This is a genomic window from Mucilaginibacter terrenus (assembly GCF_003432065.1).
Taxonomy (GTDB): Bacteria; Bacteroidota; Bacteroidia; order Sphingobacteriales; family Sphingobacteriaceae; genus Mucilaginibacter; species Mucilaginibacter terrenus.
Map to the genome: position 1 here is coordinate 548,148 of NZ_QWDE01000001.1, position 18,753 is coordinate 566,900.

The 18,753-nt window shown below is 44.5% G+C and carries 11 protein-coding genes; 7 read left to right on the top strand and 4 right to left on the bottom strand.

The window, feature by feature from the left end; genetic code table 11:
* Positions 1-21: 21 nt before the first annotated feature.
* From DYU05_RS02280 to DYU05_RS02295, 4 genes are all read right to left on the bottom strand, one after another.
* Positions 22-627, bottom strand: coding sequence for a thioredoxin family protein (locus tag DYU05_RS02280; RefSeq protein WP_117381356.1), 606 nt, complete (start codon positions 625-627; stop codon positions 22-24).
* Positions 628-740: 113 nt separating this feature from the next.
* On the bottom strand, positions 741-1,169 hold the full coding sequence (gene arr, locus DYU05_RS02285; RefSeq protein WP_117381357.1) for an NAD(+)--rifampin ADP-ribosyltransferase: 429 nt from the start codon (positions 1,167-1,169) through the stop codon (positions 741-743).
* 163 nt (positions 1,170-1,332) lie between these two features.
* A complete protein-coding gene (locus DYU05_RS02290) occupies positions 1,333-2,742 on the bottom strand; it encodes a sensor histidine kinase (protein WP_117381358.1) in 1,410 nt (469 codons plus the stop codon).
* Positions 2,732-4,093, bottom strand: a complete 1,362-nt coding sequence (locus tag DYU05_RS02295; protein ID WP_117381359.1) for a sigma-54-dependent transcriptional regulator — start codon at positions 4,091-4,093, stop codon at positions 2,732-2,734. The genes DYU05_RS02290 and DYU05_RS02295 overlap by 11 nt, the downstream gene beginning before the upstream one ends.
* Before the next feature lie 285 nt (positions 4,094-4,378).
* Here DYU05_RS02295 and DYU05_RS02300 point away from each other — a divergent pair, with 285 nt between their 5' ends.
* The 7 genes from DYU05_RS02300 to DYU05_RS02330 all read left to right on the top strand — a co-directional run bounded on the left by DYU05_RS02300 (position 4,379) and on the right by DYU05_RS02330 (position 18,692).
* On the top strand, positions 4,379-5,632 hold the full coding sequence (locus DYU05_RS02300) for an efflux RND transporter periplasmic adaptor subunit (protein ID WP_117381360.1): 1,254 nt from the start codon (positions 4,379-4,381) through the stop codon (positions 5,630-5,632).
* Between the two features lie 159 nt (positions 5,633-5,791).
* Positions 5,792-6,469: an ABC transporter ATP-binding protein gene (locus tag DYU05_RS02305; RefSeq protein ID WP_117381361.1), complete on the top strand. Its 678-nt coding sequence runs from the start codon at positions 5,792-5,794 to the stop codon at positions 6,467-6,469.
* A 128-nt stretch (positions 6,470-6,597) separates the two neighbouring features.
* A complete protein-coding gene (locus tag DYU05_RS02310; protein WP_117382924.1) occupies positions 6,598-8,958 on the top strand; it encodes an ABC transporter permease in 2,361 nt (786 codons plus the stop codon).
* Positions 8,959-9,032: 74 nt separating this feature from the next.
* A complete protein-coding gene (locus tag DYU05_RS02315; RefSeq protein WP_117381362.1) occupies positions 9,033-11,399 on the top strand; it encodes an ABC transporter permease in 2,367 nt (788 codons plus the stop codon).
* Positions 11,400-11,432: 33 nt separating this feature from the next.
* On the top strand, positions 11,433-13,826 hold the full coding sequence (locus DYU05_RS02320) for an ABC transporter permease (protein ID WP_117381363.1): 2,394 nt from the start codon (positions 11,433-11,435) through the stop codon (positions 13,824-13,826).
* A gap of 62 nt (positions 13,827-13,888) precedes the next feature.
* Entirely contained in the window at positions 13,889-16,246 is a 2,358-nt protein-coding gene (locus DYU05_RS02325; protein ID WP_117381364.1) for an ABC transporter permease, read from the top strand.
* Positions 16,247-16,298: 52 nt separating this feature from the next.
* Positions 16,299-18,692, top strand: a complete 2,394-nt coding sequence (locus DYU05_RS02330) for an ABC transporter permease (protein ID WP_117381365.1) — start codon at positions 16,299-16,301, stop codon at positions 18,690-18,692.
* Positions 18,693-18,753 lie beyond the last annotated feature (61 nt).

Sequence of the window (18,753 nt, forward strand, 5' to 3'; positions counted from 1 at the left end):
TTTGCAACATATAAAAACCTGTTAATTGGTACCTGCCGGAACTGCAGCCGTTTTCGCCGGGGCGGGAGCAGGCCTGTTCATAGCGAAGCGCTTGCTGATAAGGGCGAGCTGCTCATCGTTTATTTTTGAGGTGGCTTTAAGTATATTGGTGAAAAAGGCTACTTCGCTGTCACTGGCCGGGCAGCCAACGTTTTCGCCATAGGTGTTTAATGATGCGCCGGCAGGCCTCACCTGACTGTCAGCCAGTACGGTTCCTTTCGGGTCAAGTACAACCCAGAATGGCAAGCCGGCTTTATCACCTTTAAGTTTGGTCATAACCTCCATGGCCCCCGGGTTCTCCAGGTTCTTTTTGGCGGGTTGCTCCTGTACATCCAGCGTTGCTATCACATAATTGTCGTCTATGCTCTTTTTAACAGTTGGATCAGCCAGCGATGCTTCCATCTTTTTGCACCACCCGCACCATGAGGCGTGAAATATCAGCATCACCTTCTTATTCTCTTTAGCAGCTTTGGTATAAGCTTCTTTTAATACGGTTTCTGATGCGGGCATTGCGGGTGTAGTCTGCGCGAAACTGTTGGTTATGCCTGTGAAAATAATAGCGGTGAAAATGAAGATCGCTTTTTTCATGATGATGCATTTGATACTGTAAGGTAAGAATATTAATCAACCAAGACAAGTTCAGGGCCGGCTTGAGTACTTTACTTTGACACCTGGGACTCGTTATTGATGTTATAATATTATCAATCCTCAATGGCCTCGATGCCGAGTTCCTTAAGGCGCGCAATATTCTGTTTCATTGTTGTAAGCTGTTCATGGGAGTGCCCTTGCCAATGCTTTATTTCGTCAACGATCAAAAGCGGCTCCCGGGTACGGTAAGACTTGGTTGGGTTTCCCGGAAATTTCTTGTCTGTAAGGTTGGGATCATCCTCAATAGGTCCCGTTGGCTCTACTACGTAAATCCTTTCCGGTGCGTCGCCTAATGCAAGTTCGGCTCCCCAGATAGCAGCATCTAAAGTAGCAGACAGGTAGACAAATAGAGCCTTCTTCTGCTTGCCGTAATTGGAATTAAAGCCTGCTGAAATAAGATCGCCCTTCTTCAGCTGGGCCTTAGTGCCATGGAAAAATTGTTGTGGTTTTGAGTCATGTTGCGTTTCAATAGACTTGCTCATACGTGATTATTTAATTGGTTTAAAACCAAAAATATGTTCAGCAAAGCAATAATAATGAAGTTTTTAACTATAAATTTTTAAACACAATACCGTTTTTAAATCGGCGTTATCTTACAAAAAGCACTGCACTTATTTTCTGGTTAAGGCAAGTAAAAGTTGAATTCTAAGTTGCCTGGCTTACTGCTTGTTTTGCCTCATTAACAACAGCTGCATCAGCCTTGGGCGCAGGCGGGTTGAGTGTAAGGATAAATGCAGAGCCTTTACCCTCGGTAGACTGCACCTGTATATTGCCCTTATGCAGCAGCATAATTTGCTTACAGAGGCTAAGGCCGATACCGCTGCCGGTTTTACGCGTACTGAAGAATGGGATAAAGATCTTGTCCAGCAACTCGGGCGGCATGCCCACACCGTTATCTATTACTTTTACCACCAGTTTATTGTTGGCCAACTCAGCAGACAGAGTTATCTGCGGTTCGGGGCGGTCCTTTACTGCTTCAATGGCGTTCACCAGCAGGTTTATCATTACCTGGTCAAGCAGATTAACGTCGGCCTCAATGGCAAGAGCCGGGTCGCGCAGGATGATGTCCAGCTCGATGTTCTTCTTTTCGAGCGTTGGTGTCATGAGGCTGTTCAGGTTCTCGAACATATCGCGCACCAGCATCTTATCAAGGTCAAGCTTTGTGATCTTGTTGAGGCTGCGGTAGCTTTCAGTAAATTTGAGTAGACCTTCGCTCCGGCGTTTAATAGTGTCAACGCCAAGCTCAATATCCTCCAGGTCTACATTGTGCAGGTTTTCGGTAATGTCCGGGCTTTTCAGGCGGTTCTTCAGTGTATCTGCAAGAGATGATATCGGTGCAACAGAGTTCATGATCTCATGCGTCATTACGTTCAGCAGTTTCGACCACGCTTTTGATTCCGTTTCATCCAGCGCCTCGCTTACGTTCTGGAAAGCGACCAGCTTGTACATTTTGCCGTCGCTGCGCATGATGCTGGCACTTACCAGCATTTTTACCTGCTGCTGGTTGCGGGTGATGGCCATAACCTTTGCTTCACCCGGCTTTAGTTGCATAAGGTCGGCATAAAGTAAAGGTTCGCGTTTTTCGAGCGAATGGATGGTTTTCAGATACGGTACGCCGATGAGGTTCTTAAAGGCCTCGTTTATCCAGCCGGTTTCGCCGGTTTCCAGTTCGAAGGAGAGCAGGCCGGTATCCACCAGCTCCAGTATCTTTTGCAGGTAGTGGTATTGGGTTTCGCGTTCGCGGCTGATGAGCTTAAAGGTGCTGTTGATCTCGTTAAAACCTTTTCGCAGCGGCTTCAATTCATTTGGCGCGCGGCGGACATCAAAGTGCCGGCTGAAGTCGCGGTAGTGGATAGATTCAACAAACTGGTCTACCTCGTCCATGGCCTTCCTCTGAAATCGGATAAGGTCCAACACAGAATAAATCACCAGCGGAACGGTAATAACACCGTACATGTAACGTTCCTCTACTACCACAATAGATGTGGCAGTTATCGCAATAAACAGCAGAAATATGCGCAGCAGCAGCCGCCATTCGTAACGGTTAAATGTCATACTTGCTCAGGCGGCGGTAAAGTGCCGTACGTGTTAAACCAAGTTCTTTAGCGGCACGGGTGATGTTGCCGTTATGTTTTTCTATCACGCGGAGAATGGCATTTTTTTCCATAGCGCTCAGCGGGATATTGCTGTCGTTCTCCGTAGTTTGCTCTCCGGGTGCTTCCAGTATAGAGAAGATGAGGTCATCGGCACGGAGTACATGATCGTCGGCCATAATCACAGCACGTTCTATGGTGTACTGCAGCTCGCGCACGTTACCCGGGAAGTTGTATGATTTTAGCTTTTGTACCGCGGTATTATCAAAATCCATACTCGGCTTTAGGTACTTACCCGCGTACATCTTTGCAAAGTGCCTTGCCAGCAACACAATGTCTTCGGCGCGGCAACGCAATGGCGGCATGTTAATTTCTACGGTGTTTATACGATAGATCAAATCCTTACGGAAACGGTTTTCATTCGCCAGTTCGCTCAGCGGAACGTTGGTAGCGCATATCAGCCGGATGTCTACATCTACTGCTTTGTTGGTACCCAGACGGGTCACTTGCCGGTTTTGTAATATGGTGAGCAGTTTGGCTTGCTGCTGCAGGCTGATGTTGCCAATTTCGTCCAGGAACAGGGTGCCGCCGTGCGCTTCCTCAAAGCGGCCCATGCGGTCTTCACGGGCATCGGTATAAGCACCTTTCTTATGACCAAACAGCTCACTCTCGAATAAGCTGTCTGTAAGTGCGCCTACGTCCACCTTTACAAATGGCTTATCTGCGCGTAATGACCGCTCGTGTATAGCTTTTGCCATCAGGTCCTTACCGGTGCCGTTTTCGCCTAGTATCAAAATATTAGCATCTGTAGGAGCAATCTTGTTCACTTTATGAAAGATATCTTCCATCACTTCAGATTCGCCGAGAATATTGGTTTGCCCGGCACCACCTTTTGCAGATGGCCTGCTGCTTTTGCTGCTGCCTTCTTTTTTATCAAGTAGGTCTTTAATGGTTTCTATCAGTTTCTCGTTGTGCCATGGCTTTACTACAAAATCGTTAGCACCTTCTTTTAGCGAACGCACCGCCAGGTCAATATCACCGTAAGCGGTTATCATGATCACGCAGACATTCGGCTTCCATTCTTTTATTTTGCGCAGCCAGTAAATGCCTTCATTGCCGGTGTTAATGGCGCTATTAAAGTTCATGTCCAGCAACACCAAATCTACCTGATTACGTTGCAGCAGCCAGTTCAGGTTTTCAGGATTTTTTTCGGTAATTATTTCCTGTGTTTCCGGTTTCAGCAGTAATTTAACAGCCGTTAACACATCCGGATCGTCATCAACAATTAAAACGGTAGCTTTCTTTAATATCATCTGGTGTAATGGGTCGTGGTTTAGTGTATAAAAATACCCTGCAATTTAATATTTGATCGCTAAATATCATACCATTTATATTATAATAGCTATGTGTTTGATAATCAGTTGTACATCATAAATAGCCTTATCTACACACGTTTTTACCATTGTATCAATACCGAACACATGATGTAACAATAGCGTACGGTGAAAATACGATAATATGGTTTAATTAACTGAAATACAGCAATTTAATTTGTGGCATGTGATTTTGTATAGGTATACCAAACATAGATAAATACAGTGGACAGAGTTATACAAAAAAAGAAATGGAGTAATAAGCGCCTGATGACCATAGCAGGTGTAGCAGGTGTGGTATTACTGGTTGCCGGCAGCGTGATGTTCACCTCCGGAAAAAGCAAGCTAAACGTTGATCTGGAGCGCATTACTATTAGTGAAATAAAGAAGGGCGATTTTCAGGAGAATATACCGGTTAATGGTGTAGTTATGCCGCTAACCACTATTTACCTTGATGCTGTTGAAGGTGGCCGTGTTGAGGAAAAGTATGTTGAAGACGGCGCCAACCTGAAAAAAGGTGATCCGATTATAAAGCTGGCAAACACCGATCTTGAACTGAACCTGGCTAACCAAGAGACAGCAGTTTACGCGGCACAAACACAAATGCAGATATCGCACAACGCTGCACAGCAAAATACAGTTACCAAGCTTAACCAAATGGCCGATGTAGACAACGCTTTTAAAGAAGCCGAACGCGTGTACATGCTGGACAAAAAACTATTAGATCAGAAAGCCATAGGCCTGCAGGAATTTAAGGCTGCCGAAAACAACTACAATTACCAGGTTAGGCGTAAAAAGCTTACCACCCAAATATTAAAACAAGACACCAGTCTTACTAAGCAGGAGGGTGTGCAGGCCCGTGAGCAATACGCGCACATGAAAAGCACACTGGAGTTAATGCGCAAAAAAGTAGCCGACCTTACCGTGCGTGCACCTATAGACGGGCAGTTAACATCAATGGATGCCGAAGTTGGCCAGAACAAGAATAAGGGCGAGCACCTGGGCCAGATTGACGCGCAAAGCGGATTTAAGGTAAGGGTAGATGTAGAAGAGCATTACTTATCACGTATTTACACAGGCCTAAAAGGAGACTTTCAATTTGCTGATAAGACGTATAATCTTGTTATCAAAAAGGTGTATACGCAGGTTACTAACGGCCGTTTCCAGGTAGATATGCAGTTTGTTGGCCAGGTGCCAAAGGGCATCCGCAAAGGGCAAACCTTACAGATTAGACTTGCTCTGAGCGACCCAACCAAAGCATTGCTATTACCAAAAGGTGGCTTTTACCAGCAAACCGGCGGTAACTGGATATTTAAAGTAAGTGAAGATGGTAAAACAGCCTACAGGGTAGACATACAGATAAACCGCCAAAGCCCCGACTATTATGAGCTGACAAATGGTTTGCAACCCGGCGACAAGGTTATTACATCCAGCTACGAGAACTACGGGGACATACAGGAACTGGTGCTAAAGAAGTAGTCCCCCTAACCCCCTGAAGGGGGGGACAACCCCTAGCCCCTAAAGGGGGAACAGGAGATGGGCGCAGTAAATAGATAGTTAAAAATTAAAATATACAAATCACAATTAAATCAAAACAAGCTCCTAAGCCGAAAGGCTGGGAGCTTTAAAGGAGGCCAAATGATAAAAATTACTAATCTTGAGAAGTTCTACCGTACTGAAGAGGTAGAGACCATCGCGTTAAACAAGCTGTCGATGGAAGTTAACACCGGGGAGTTTGTTGCTATAATGGGGCCTTCGGGCTGCGGCAAATCAACCCTGCTGAACATTTTAGGCATGCTTGATGATCCGGATGCGGGCAGCTACGTGTTCAACGGTACCGAGATAGCCCACTTTAATGAGCGCAAACGTGCCGACCTGCGCAAGCACAATATTGGATTTGTATTCCAAAGCTTTAACCTTATTGACGAGCTTACCGTATTTGAGAACGTTGAGCTCCCGCTGATATACACCGGTGTAAGCAGTGCCGACCGCGTAAAAAGGGTGGAAGAAGTGTTAGATAAAATGCAGATCATGCACCGCCGCAACCACTACCCGCAGCAATTATCGGGCGGTCAGCAGCAGCGTGTTGCAATTGCGCGTGCCGTTGTAAACAAGCCCAAATTAATACTTGCGGATGAGCCTACCGGTAACCTGGATAGCAGCAATGGTAACGATGTAATGGAGTTACTGACCGACCTTAACGAACAGGGTACAACCATTATAATGGTAACCCACTCTGAGCATGACGCCCGTTACAGCCACCGCATTATCAGGCTGTTAGACGGCCAAACCGTAATGGAGAACATTATGGTGTAAGTATATACAAGACAAAGACCTTCAGTTAATATATAGTTTAGTGTGTGCCTCCGGCTATACCTGCCGCCAACCTAATTGGCGGCAGGGTTGGCTTGAGATTAGCCTGCTTATTGAAAAAAACAGCGAATATGTTTAAGAATTACTTGAAAATAACCTGGCGTAACCTGTTAAAGAGCAAAGGTTTTACAGCAATTAATATTGCCGGACTGGCAGTTGGCATGGCCAGCGCTGCACTAATATTGTTCTGGGTACAAAACGAGGTGAGTTACGATCGTTTCCACGATAATAAAGATCGCCTTTACCAGATGTACAACAGGTCGGTTTTTGATGGTAAACTTTGGTGCTGGGGTACTACGCCTAAAGTGATGATGAAAACCTTGAAACAGGAGTATCCGCAGGTAGAACAAGCTGCGCGCACCACTAATGCCAATTTTCTTTTCACTATCGGCAATAAGCACCTGAATCTCCCCGGTAACTTTACTGATCCGGACTTCCTGACCATGTTCAGCTTTCCATTAGTTAAGGGTAATCCTAAAACCGCGCTTAACGATATGAAAAGTGTTGTTATCACCGAGAAAACAGCAAAAAAGTTGTTTGGTGATGAAGACGCCATGGGCAAAACCATCAAAATAGACAGCGTTGATTACTTTACGGTAACAGGCGTAATGAAAGACCTGCCCAACAACACACGTTTTGATTTTGAGTACCTGATGCCGTGGTCATACCTGGAGAAGACCAACAAGTTTGTAGATAAGAACTGGGGGAATAACTCTGTACAAACATGGGCTATGCTTAAACCAGGTGTAACAGAAGCTTACGCCAACAAACTTGTAAAGAATATTACCCGCTCACACTCCGAAATAAAAGATATTGACGTGTTTATGCACCCGGCCCTTAAATGGCGGTTGTATTCCAAATTTGAGAACGGCAAAATAGTGGGCGGCAGGATAGAGACCGTAAACCTGTTTAGCATTATAGCAGGTTTTATATTGTTAATAGCCTGTATAAACTTCATGAACCTGAGCACCGCTCGCAGCGAAAAGCGCGCTAAAGAGGTGGGTATCCGCAAGGTAGTCGGCGCAGGTAAGAGCAGCCTTATCGCGCAGTTTTTGGGTGAGTCTATCATGATCGCGTTTTTCGCGGGCATACTAGCGCTGATCGTCATCCAGCTTTCCATGTCGGGCTTTAATCACCTTACAGAAAAGCAATTGTTTATACCTTATCAGAGCGGTACATTTTGGTTAATATTTATTGCTTTTATAGTATTCACAGGTGTATTATCGGGCAGTTACCCGGCCTTGTACCTTTCTTCCTTTGCACCGGTAAAGGTTTTAAAAGGAACCTTTAAAGCTGCCAATGCCGCGCTATCTCCGAGAAAAGTATTGGTTGTTACGCAATTCACTTTTGCTATTGTACTTATCATCTCCACTATAATTGTTCGGGAGCAACTGGAATATGCGCAGAACCGCGATACAGGTTACAAAAAGAACAATCTTGTTTACAGCTTTATGTCAGGTAATATTGAGAAGAATTACTCACTCATTAAGAATGAACTGCTAACAAGTGGTGCAGCTTCTGCAGTGTCTAAAACCAGCGCGCCCATGACGGAGGGCTGGAGCGATACCTGGGATTATACCTGGGACGGTAAGCAAGAGGGCGCTAAGATTGATTTTAACGTTTTTAACACCGACGGTGAATTCACCAAAACCATGGGCCTCAAGATTGTTGATGGCCGGGATATCGACATCAATAAATATCCTTCAGACTCATCGGCCATTATGCTTAACCAGGCAGCTGTTAAAGTAATGGGATTCAAGAACCCGGTTGGACAAATTGTGCGTAATAGTAATAACGCAAAGCTTACTGTAGTTGGGGTGGTTAAAGACTTCATCCTGCAATCTCCTTACGAGCCGGTAAAAGCAATGGTGATACAGGGACCTAAAGCCTGGTTTAACGTAGTTCATTACAAGCTTAACGATAAGAACACCACTGCCCAGAACCTGAAACTTGCAGAAGGCATATTCAAGAAATACAATTCAGAATATCCGTTCGATTACCATTTTGTTGACGAAGAATACAGCAAAAAGTTCCAGGATGAGCAGCGTACCGGCGTTTTAGCAACGCTTTTTGCCGGCCTTACCATCTTTATATCTTGCCTTGGTTTGTTTGGCCTCGCCACTTATATGGCACAAAACCGCATTAAAGAAATTGGGGTGCGTAAAGTACTTGGGGCAACGGTTACGGGCATAACCTCTATGCTGTCGCAAGACTTCTTAAAGCTGGTTGGCATAGCGTTCATAATTGCGACACCATTAGCCTGGTATGGCATGCACACCTGGTTACAAGGTTATTCTTACCGGGTCAATATCAGTTTCTGGGTATTTGCAACTGCGGCATTCGTTACAACGTTGCTATCTATAATTACAGTTAGTTTCCAGGCAGTTAAAGCCGCGTTGGCCAACCCAGTGAAAAGTTTACGCAGTGAATAGTGAACCTGTACAGTTAAAGACAGCTACCAGTTAAATATTAACAATCCTGTAGATACAGGAAGTTAGGAGGATAAATGTTACGCAACTACCTTAAGATCGGCTTTCGTAATCTGATCAAGAACAAGACTTTTTCTTTGATCAACATCACCGGTTTAGCGGTGGGTATGGCCAGTGCCGTGTCGATATTGCTGTGGATACAGAACGAGGTAAGCTTTGATCGTTTTCATGTTAATGCCGACCGCATATACGAGGTTTACAACCGGTCGGCATTTGGCGGCAGGATTGATACCTGGGCACTAACATCAAAACCACTGGCGGAAGAATTGCGTGCCGAGCATCCGGAGATAGAACAAAGCGCCCGAACGTATGACGCCAACTTTTTGCTTAGCTCGGGCGAAAAACACCTTAACGTACACGGTAACTTTACCGATAACGGCTTCCTTAATATATTTACGTTTCCGGCATTGTATGGCAACAGCAATAACGCGTTGACAGAACCGCACACCATCGTTATCACGCGTAAACTTGCTATAAAGCTTTTTGGTAAAGAGAATGCAATAGGTCAAGAAGTAAGGATTGATAGTGTAGACCGCTTTAAGGTTACCGCTGTGCTGCAGGATCTGCCAAACAATACCAAGTTTAGCTTTGAGTATCTATTACCCTGGAGTTACCTGAAACAGATAAATAAGGATGATAACAACTGGGGCAACAACTCGTGCTTTACGTATGTACTCCTGAAACCGGGCGTTTCGCTGCAAACAGCCAACAACAAAATTAAAAACATTGTAAACCCACATGTCGAAAGAAAGGATACCGAAACCTTCCTTTACCCGGCATCGCAGTGGCACTTGTATGCCAAGTTTGAGAACGGCGTACCAAGCGGCGGCAACATTGATTCAGTAAAACTTTTTGCTATAATAGCCGGCTTTATACTGCTTATTGCATGTATTAATTTCATGAACCTGAGTACCGCCCGCAGTGAAAAACGGGCCAAAGAGGTTGGCATTCGCAAGGTATCCGGCGCGTTAAAGGGTTCACTCGTGCTGCAGTTCCTGATAGAATCGATACTTATTTCAGCAGGAGCGGGCATCATTGCGCTCTGTATAGTTAACTACAGCCTTCCAGGATTTAACGTGCTAACCAATAAGCAGCTGTTTATACCTTACAGCGCACCAGCGTTCTGGCTCGCCTGTACGGCGTTCGTTGTTTTTACAGGTGTTTTGGCCGGCAGCTATCCTGCATTCTTTTTGTCTTCTTTCAAACCGGTCAGCGTTTTGAAGGGCTCACTTAAATCGGCAAACGCCTTGATCACGCCGCGTAAAGCACTGGTTGTGGTCCAGTTTACCTTTGCCATTGTAATGGTGATTTGCACCATTATAGTGCAACGGCAGATAAACTTTGCGCAAAGCCGCAATTTAGGTTACAGTAATACTAACCTGGTGTATACCAGTATGACCGGCACAACCGACAAAAACTACGGGCCGATAAAAACCGAGCTGATAAGCAGCGGCGCGGCTGTGGCTGTTACAAAAACCAGCGCCCCTATGACACAAAGCTGGAGCAGCACCAACGATTATACCTGGCAGGGCAAAGACCCATCGGCCAAGCTGGAAGTGCGCATGTTTAACACCGAAGGCGACTTTACAAAAACCATGGGCCTAAAGATAGCAGAAGGCAGGGATATTGATGTAAGCCGCTACCCGTCAGACTCGACTGCTGCGCTAATTAACGAAACCGCGGCAAAAGCAATGGGCTTTAAGGATGCGATTGGTCAGAACATCACACTGCCGGACCCCGCTAAGCCCCAAGTATGGCATGTAGTAGGTGTGGTGAAAGATTTTATAATGGAATCACCGTATGAGCCCATACAGCCAATGGTTATACAAGGGCCAAAGGGATGGTTCAACGTTATCAATTTTAAGCTAAACCCAAGCATCAGTACAGCCGAAGCAATAAAAAGGGCTGAAGCTGTGTTTAAGAAATACAATCCTGATTATCCATACGAATATTACTTTACAGATGCCGAGTACAAAGACAAATTCTTTAACGAGCAGCGTACCCGCACACTGGCCGGTTTGTTCTCCTCGCTAACTATCATCATTTCGTGTATGGGTTTATTTGGCCTTTCTGCCTACATGGCCGAAAGCCGTATTAAGGAGATTGGTGTACGCAAGGTGCTCGGCGCGTCATCGGCCAGTATAGCTGCGCTGTTATCAAAAGACTTCCTAAAGCTTGTAATTATTTCCATTGCTATTGCCTCCCCGCTTGCCTGGTATGGCATGAGCAGGTGGTTGCAAGGGTATACCTATAAAATAGCCATAAGCTGGTGGCTATTTGTGCTGGCTGGCGCGGCATCCATCTTGATAGCTGTAATAACAGTAAGCTTCCAGTCGGTGAAGGCTGCCATCAGCAACCCGGTTAAAAGTTTAAGGAGTGAGTAATAAGATATTAATAACCTGTAAAGTCAAAGTATTATGATACGTAACTATTTCAAAACAGCATGGCGCAACATTCTTAGCAATAAGTTCTACGCCGCAATTAATGTTACCGGCCTAACTGTAGGGTTGGTAGTCGGCTTGTTTATGCTGCTGTGGGTGCAGGATGAGCTGAGCTTTGACAGGTTCAATAAGCAGTCTGATAACATTTACAAAGTGGCTATCGAAGCCGGTACAGGCTTAAGCAAACAGATATTCAATAACATCATAGCACCGGTAGCACCATTTGCTAAAAACGAGATACCTGAGGTAAAGGACGCCATGCGCATTAGTACGTTTGGTGGGGCTCCCCTAAGCTACAAGGACAAGGTTTTTGTTGAAGACAATGCATGTTTTACTGATCCATCATATTTCAGTATGCTAGATTTTCCGTTGCTCCAAGGAAATAAAAATAATCCTTTCCCGGATATCAACTCAGTGGTGATCTCCCAAAAAACGGCCCGTAAACTATTTGGTGATGAGGATGCGGTAGGGAAGACGATAACGGCCGGTAAAGATGAACTTTTAAAAGTTACCGGTGTCATTCCTGATTATCCTGAAAACTCCAGCTTTAAATTTGATGTGTTATTACCTATGGCAAGGTATAATTACTTCGCCTATATAAAGAACAGCACCAGTTACGATGGAAAAACACGGGTAGCAACTATGGATGCTGACTGGAGCCAGTTTGCTTTTCAGACCTACCTGCTTGTAAAGCCTAATACAAATGTTGAACTTCTAAAAAAGAGGCTGCAGGCAGTACATGAACGCCAAAAGCCTGAAGATGCTCCGGTGCCATACCTTGCACAGCAGCTGCCCGCCATGCACCTGTATAAAGCCGATGGCAGCGATGCCGGTTTTTCTACCGTACGCACGTTTGCTATTGTAGCTTTAATGATACTGGTCATCGCTTGTATCAACTACGTGAACCTGTCAACAGCTCGTTCTATGCTGCGTGCTAAGGAAGTAAGCATGCGTAAGATCATCGGCGCAAACAAATTTCAGTTATTCATGCAGTTTATGGCCGAAACAGCTTTGCTGTTTATTATAGCCGCTGTATTTGCCTTTGCCCTGATGTATTTACTGCTGCCGCAGTTCAACAGCTTTAGCGGTAAGCAAATTACCTTCAGTTTATCAAACTATAATGTTTGGCTGTGTATTGCGGCCACACTGGCGGGTACACTGGCGGCTTCCAGTATATATCCCGCCTTGCTGCTGTCGTCATTTGAGCCGCTAAAGGCGCTTAAGGGCAAAATTTCAGCAAGTATCGGTAATGTAGCTTTTCGCCGCGTGCTGGTGGTGATACAGTTTTCCGTATCGGTAATACTAATTATCGGCACAATTATCATTGGGCGGCAGCTAAATTTTATGCTGAATAAAGATCTCGGCTACAACCGCGAAAACACGCTCACCTTCAATATGAATGATGATATGCACAGTAACTTTAACAGCATCAAAAATGAGTTGCTTAAAGATGCAAGCATTACGGCAGTAACACGCGCAAGCCGCAGCGTACTTACCGGTGGCCCCTCTACAGGAGATAATGATTGGGACGGTAAACCAAAGGGCGACAACCTTTGGTTTAACCAGTTACATGCAGACGAGAACTTTATTAAATTCTTTAACCTTAAAATAAAAGAGGGTGCTGGTTTCACAGGTACCGTAGCAGATTCATCTCATTTCCTTGTAAACGAAACCGCAGTTAAAGAAATGGGCCTACACGAGCCTGTAGTTGGCAAACGCCTGCGTATCCAAACAGTTAACGGAACCATAATTGGTGTTGTGAAAGATTTTCATTTCGCCAGCCTGCATCAAACTATCGAGCCAATGGTTTTTCAATACAAGCCCGAAAGCTGCTGGAGAATTTACATCAAAACCACCAACAAAAATGCGCAACGCGCCGTGCAGGCCACACAAAAACAGTGGACTACTTACCACAGCAACGGTATACCTTTTAACTACGCATTTCTTGATGATAGCGTTAAAAAACTATATAGCGATGATGAGCGGCAGAGCGAACTCTTCAACATATTTTCTGCTATAGCTATTGTTATCTCCTGCCTCGGATTATTTGGTTTAGCTACGTACTCGGCGCAAGTTAAAACCCGCGAGATTGGTATACGTAAGGTTTTGGGTGCTAGCATCAGCCGGATTATAGCCTTGCTGGCCACAGAGTTTATGGTACTTATCACTATCGCCATACTTATTGCCGTACCAATAGCATGGTACGCGATGAATCACTGGCTGCAAGACTTTGCTTATAAGATAAGCATTGGCTGGAGCGCTTTCCTGATAGCCGGCTTTGGAGCAACAGCAATCGCTTTAACAACAATTAGCATACAATCGGTAAAAGCTGCATTGGCAAACCCGGTGAAGAGTTTAAAGGAAGAGTAACCCTGATTTAAACGTTCGACGTCACAAATAAAAAAACCAACCATCATAAATCGCAATTAACCATGATTAAAAACTATTTTAAAATAGCCTGGAGGAACCTCATCAGGAACAAAGGTTTCTCCGCCACCAACATTTTGGGCTTAACCATTGGCATGGTGTGCACCATCTTCATCTTCTTATGGGTAAAGGATGAACTTTCGTTTGACAAAGCGAACGAGAACTACAACAACATTCATCAGGTGATGGCCACACGGGATTTTAAGAACAATGTTTTTACAGATCCTAACATGGTGTTCCCGCTGGCTAAAGCGCTGGAGAACGGTAATCCGCAGATCTTAAAAACGGTGGTAACCTCACACCAGGAATCACACCTGGCACAATACAACAACACCAAGCTTAAAAAAGATTTATACCAGGTAAGCGATCAATTCTTTAATGTATTCACCTACAAATTCATTAAAGGTAACAAGGCAACTTCGTTAAGCGACCCTAAAGCAATGGTGATAACCGAAGCTGCAGCAAAAGCATTTTTTGGGAGCGATGATCCTATAGGTAAGGTGATTAAACTGGATAACCAGGAAAATCACACAGTAGTTGCTGTTGTAGCAGATATGCCCACAAACTCCACTTTCAAGTTTGATTTCATCCTGCCTTATGATTTTTCATCAAAACAGGCACAAGATCAAATGAAGGAATGGACAAACTCATCATGGAGTGTTTTTGTACAAACCACCCCAGGTGCTGACATATCTGCGGTTGACAAATATATTAATGACGTTAAACATCAACACGACGTACACGATCAGATTAGTACCTACTTCACATTCCCGATGAGCAAGTGGCATTTGTACAGCGAGTTTAAAGATGGCAAAAACGTAGGGGGGATGATAGAGTATGTGCGGTTATTTACTGTTATAGCTATTATTATATTGCTGATCGCTTGCGTCAACTTTATGAACCTGAGCACCGCGCGTTCAGAAAAACGTGCTAAGGAAGTTGGTATAAGGAAAACCCTGGGGTCCGACAAAAAGCAGCTTATCACGCAATTCTTTTTCGAGTCTATTATATTAGCGCTTATTGCATTTGTGTTGGCTATAGGTTTCGTGTTCCTGCTTATGCCGTCGTTTAATACGTTGGTTAATAAACAGCTTCATTTAAGTTTGTTCGAGCCTTACTTCCTTATCGGTGCACTGCTGATCATCCTGTTCACCGGTGTTGTTGCAGGCAGTTATCCGGCCTTATACCTGTCGTCGTTTAATCCTGTTAAAGTATTGAAAGGAACGTTCGCTGCGGGTAAAAGCGCTGTGCTGCCACGGCGTATACTGGTGGTTGGGCAATTCGTGATGTCTATACTGCTAATTTCCGCAACCATTATCGTTTACCAGCAAATTCAGCACATTAAAGACCGCAAAATAGGATACGATCCTAATAATCTTATTACGGTACCTTCTTCGGGCGATGTGAGCAAAAACTACGCTGCTATTAAACAAGAGCTGTTAAATACAGGCATGATCAGTTCAGTAACCCGTACGTTCTCACCAATGACGGAGATCTGGTGGAAATCCCCATCACCCGATTACGATGGAAAACCGGCCGATGCCAGTATAATATTCGCCGGGATGTCTGTAGATGCGGACTTTACCAAAACGGTGGGAACTAAAGTACTACAGGGCCGCGACTTTAATGCAATGCCGGGCGACTCGGCTGTAATGTTACTCAATAAGGCGGCTGTAGATGCCATGCATCTGAAGAACCCTGTAGGCATGGTAATGCGTTACGGTCCAAAAAAATACACTGTTGCGGGGGTAATAGACAATATAGTAATGGCATCTCCATTCGATCCGGTTGACCCGCTAATGGTATACTACAACCCGCAAAATACAAACGTGATTAATATACGCCTCAAGGGCACTGCTCAGCCTCAGCTGGCTGTAGAGGCTATGGAAGGTATCTTCAAAAAGTTTGACCCCCAGAGCATATTCGAGTACCAGTTCATGGATCAGGAATTTGGCAAAAAGTTCGTAACCGAAGAACTGATTAGTCGTATCACCAACATTTTTGCTGGCCTCGCCATATTCATCTGCTGTATTGGCCTGGCAGGGTTGGCATCGTTCACCATAGAAAAACGTTTCCGCGAAATTGGGGTACGGAAGGTTCTTGGCGCATCCGTGCAGCAGTTGCTGATGCTGATATCAACAGAGTTCCTGAAGCTGGTAGCGATTGCGTTTTTTATTGCCGTGCCGCTTACCTGGTGGTTCATGAGCGATTGGCTGGATAAGTATAGTTACCACATCAGCATCAGCATTTGGCTGTTTGCCGCTGTAGGTGCACTGATACTGTTGCTAACACTTGTTGTAGTGAGCCTCAACACCATGAAGGCAGCATTAGCAAACCCGGTGAAAAGTTTAAGAAGCGAGTAAGCTCAGGTGTGCCCCAGTTGTCATAATAAGTAAACCCGGTCAATAGTACAACATGATAAAGAATTATATAAAAATCGCGTTCAGAAACATTATCAGGCAGAAAATGTACAGCGCTATTAATATCGGCGGACTAGCTATTGGCCTGGGTGTTTGCATTACCATAATGATGTATGTATCGCATGAAATGACCTATGACAGGTTCCAGAAAGATGGCGAGCGTATATTTGGTTTGCAGGCCGCGCTTAATATGGGTGGTAATAAGATGAACGTAGCTTATATGAGCTATGCTACCGGCCCTGTTGCCCAACAAACTCAGCCTGGGGTGGAAAGTTACCTGCGCACGATGCTCTACTATAAGCCGCTTGTGGTAACTATGCCGCAGTCACCGCAACAAAAGATAATTGAGCAGGATTTACTGTTTGCCGATGCCGGATTTTTTGATTTCTTCTCCTACAAACTTCTTGCGGGCAGCAAAAAGGATGTGCTTATCAAGCCGTTTTCTGTGGTGATCTCAAAGAATATGGCAAACAAGTATTTCGGAAAGGAGAACCCGGTAGGTAAAACCATCACTATTAAGACGGATAGCACTTACACTTACCAGGTGACAGGAGTGGCGGAGAACAGCCCCTCAAACTCCTCTATTAAGTACAACTTTATTGTGTCTAATCAAACGCTGCCTATAATCAAAGAAGGCAAAAATGCGGTTCAGGGTTCGGCAGTTGGACCAGGATCTCACGGTGTATATCTAAAGCTGAAAAATGTTAGTGATACTGCCGGTGTAAAAAGAGGCCTTGAAACACTTGCCAAAAATAACAAGGTTTTTGAAGGCTTAACCTTTAGTTTGACTGCACTGCCGGACATGCACCTGAAAAGTAATTTCGGAGACTCATCAAATACTAAATACCTAAAGATATTCCCGCTGGTAGCTCTGCTGATTTTGTTGCTTGCACTGGTAAATTACATGAGTTTATCTACAGCACGTTCTACACTGCGTGCCAAAGAAGTTGGGGTACGCAAGGTATCCGGAGCTGGCAGAAAAACCATTGCGATACAATTTTATATAGAATCGGCAATATTTACGCTTATAGCATTCATATTGGGTTATGTGCTCTGCTATGCCCTAAGGCCCTGGTTCACCAATGTTTTGCAACTACAGATAGATAGCAGTTTCCTGTACAGCCCCCTTGTGCTTTCGTTACTAGCAGCTTTGTTTGTAGTTACTGTTGTAATAGCGGGTGGATACCCTTCGCTTGTGCTTTCTGCCTTTAAACCGGCTGATACATTAAAAGGAAAAATGAGCCTGAAAACCGGCGGTGCAACCGTTCGCAAGGTGTTTACTACTTTTCAGTTTGCTATTTCAGTAGGTTTAATTGTATGTGGAATAATAATCGACCGGCAGCTTTACTTTTTCAGGCATACTGATACCGGTGTGGACCGCGAGAATGTACTGATGATACCCGTAACTAATAGTTTTGGCAGCAATTACCCGGCATTTAAACGTGATGTGCAATCATTAGCAGGAATTGCAAATACTGCAACTTCTCACTACGCTATGTTTAAAGGGTATGATATGCTTTTTATAAGCGGAAAGACTAAGGAGGAGAGTGTAGCATTGGCAAATTTAACAGTCGACGAGAATTACGTTAATACCCTCAACCTGAAGTGGAAAATACCACCCATATCACCAGCTGCGCTTAAGGGAAAAAACAAGGTGGTAATAAATGAACAAGCAATTAATGAGTTGCATTTAAAGGCTAACCCTGTTGGTAGCTTTATTGAGTCAGGCGAGGAAAGATTTGAGGTCACCGGCGTACTGAAGAACTTCAACTTCAGTTCCATGCAATCTGCTATTCAACCTTTGGGATTATTCATAGCACCTGATACCACAAAAGTTTGGGCAAAGGTAAGGTGTGAGTTGTTCGCAAAAATTACACCCAATACCAATTTACCCACACTTTTAGAACGTCTGCAGTCCATCTATAAAAAATATGACAGCGAAACCCCGTTTAGCTACACTTTCATGGACGATGCCTTTAACGAGCAATACAAGGCAGAAGACAGGCTGGCATCTATATTCAGCATTTTTACCTACATAACTGTTGCACTTGCAGCAATGGGCTTATTTGGTCTTACGGCATTCACCATACAGCAGCGTAGCAAAGAGATCAGCATACGTAAGGTGCTCGGTGCAAGTGTAAGTACTATTACATCGCTGCTTTCAGCAGACCTGGTAAAGCTTGTTATCCTATCGGTAGTTTTAGCTTCACCTGTGGCCTGGTGGGCCATGCATAGCTGGCTACAAAACTTTGCTTACAGAATAGATATCTCCTGGTGGATGTTTGTTACCGCGGGAACGATTGCAGTAATTACTGCTGTGGCAACTATTAGTTATCACGCTATAAAAGCCGCCATCGCAAACCCGGTTAAAAGTTTAAGAAGCGAGTAGTGCCTTATTAGCATATTTGAGAAGACTATTTAGTGATTTAATAAACTTCATAATACGTGTC